The sequence below is a fragment of the Streptomyces sp. NPDC043876 genome, from assembly GCF_056435825.1.
In genome coordinates this window covers 1-1,992 of sequence record NZ_JBWKDV010000061.1, presented here as the reverse complement: position 1 = coordinate 1,992, position 1,992 = coordinate 1, and the positions used below count along the sequence as shown (strand labels likewise).

Annotated in this window: 2 protein-coding genes; both read right to left on the bottom strand. The window is 69.0% G+C overall.

The window, feature by feature from the left end; genetic code table 11:
• Nucleotides 1–73: 73 nt before the first annotated feature.
• Nucleotides 74–880 (bottom strand): IS21-like element helper ATPase IstB, encoded by an 807-nt coding sequence (istB, locus tag AC0693_RS38725; RefSeq protein ID WP_478804626.1) that lies wholly within the window; start codon nucleotides 878–880, stop codon nucleotides 74–76.
• Nucleotides 880–1,992: IS21 family transposase (istA, locus tag AC0693_RS38720; protein WP_478804625.1), on the bottom strand; the 1,113-nt coding region annotated here is incomplete at its 5' end. The genes istA and istB, both read right to left, overlap by 1 nt.

The following is a 1,992-nucleotide window of genomic DNA, read 5'->3' as shown; positions in this document are numbered from 1 at the left end:
TGTCGGCGGCGCTTGAATCGTGACCCACCCTGGCCGGTTGAGTTTTGACCCCCGGTCCGTCAGTTGATGTTGTTCATTCCCCGGTATTGGCGGGTGGAACCCGGCCGAGGTCGCGGCCGCGCATGCGGTAGCTGTCGCCCTTGAGGGAGATCACTTCGGCGTGGTGAACGAGGCGGTCGATCATTGCGGCGGCGACGGTGTCGTCGCCGAAGACCTCTCCCCAGCGTCCGAAGGGCTTGTTACTGGTGACGATCACGGAGGCGTGTTCGTAGCGGCCTGAGATGAACTGGAAGAACAGGTTCGCAGCCTCGGGTTCGAACGGGATGTAGCCGACCTCGTCCACCACGATCAGCGGGATCCGGCCGAGGCGGGTGAGTTCGTCGGCGAGTTTGCCGGCCTGGTGGGCGTCGGCGAGGCGGGCGACCCACTGGGCGGCGGTGGCGAACGCGACGCGGTGCCCGGCCTGGCAGGCCCGGATCCCGAGGCCGGTCGCGAGGTGCGTCTTGCCGGTTCCGGGCGGGCCCAGGAAGATCACGTTCTCTTTGCCGACGACGAAGTCGAGCGTCCCGAGGTGGGAGATCGACTCCCGTTTCACGGACCGCTGGTGGTCGAAGTCGAAGTCCTCGAGTGACTTCCTGGAGGGAAATCGGGCCGCCCGGATACGGCCTTCGGCGCCGTGGGAGTCGCGGGCGGCGACCTCCCGCTGCAGGCAGGCCGCGAGGTATTCCTCGTGGGTCCAGCCCTCCGAGCGGGCTCGCTCGGCGAGACGGCCGACGGAGTCCCGCAGGGCCGGTGCCTTCAAAGCCCTGGTCAGATAGGCGATCTCCGAGGTGACGTCGCGGCCGTTCGCCGTGGTCTTCGTGTCGTTTCCGCTGGTCATCACGCCGCTCCTTCGCCTGTGGTCAGTCCGCCTTCGATGACACCGAAGATCCGGTCATAGGAATCCAGCGACCGTTCTTCGACGTCGGTGTTCTGCGCCGGCACGGGCTTCCTGCCGGCGGCCGCCTTGCGGGCTGCCGCCGCGGCGGCCGCGTGGTCTGGATCGGTGAGTGTCTGGTGGCGGGCCCAGCAGCGGGCATGGCGGGCGACCTCGACGCCGTCGCAGGTCACAAGGACCTGGTCCAGGTCGGCGGCGACCTCGATCCGGCGGCCGATGGCCAGCGGATGGACCGAGTAGTCGCAGGTATCGAGGCGGACGTAGTGGTCCCGCGGCAACCGCAGCGATGCCTTCCACCAGCCCGGCGGCGAGATCGGCGGCAGCTGGAGCATGCGGGAGCGGTCGGCTTCCAGCCGGTCCGACGGCCTCGCCTGCAATGTGCGGTGGATCCGCCGGTTGGCCTTGCCGAGCCAGTCGGCGAGCTGGATGTTGAAGTCCGCCGGCGAGGCGAAGACCCGGCCGGGCAGGAACGAGGTCTCGAGATAGCCGTTGGCCCGCTCGACCAGGCCCTTCGCTTCAGGGTCACGGGGCTTGCAGAGGACGAACTTGATGCCCAGCAGGCCCGCGAACGCCGCGAAGTCATCTGTGAGCCGCGGTCCTCCCGGCCGCCACGAGCCCACCGCCCCCTCGTTGTCCCAGACCAGGGCCCTGGGGACGGCGCCGATTTCGGTCAGCAGCCGCCAGTGCCCGGCGATCAGATCGGCTGCGTTCCTCGAGGGCAGCATCCTGGCGGTGATCCACCGCGAATAGCCGGCCACCATCACCAGCACCGGCGGATGACCGGACTGCCCGAAGCCGAGCGGGACCTCGGTGGCCGGGAACCAGAGATCGCACTGGGCCAGATCGCCCGGCTCATAGACCGTCCGCGACGCCGGATCGACGGGCCGGTAGGCCGGCCGCAGTTCACGGACCCTGTCTTTGAGGACGGTCATGCCCCGCTGCCAGCCGATCCGCTCCGCGATCACGGTCGACGGGATGTCCGGCCACTGTTCGAGCAGTTCACGGATCTGCGGCTCGACCGCATCGACGACCGAGCCCTTCGCCGCCCGCTGGTA

Excerpts from the sequence above, each read along its gene's own strand:
- istB (WP_478804626.1), bottom strand. The coding sequence starts at position 880 with ATGACCAGCGGAAACGACACGAAGACCACGGCGAACGGCCGCGACGTC.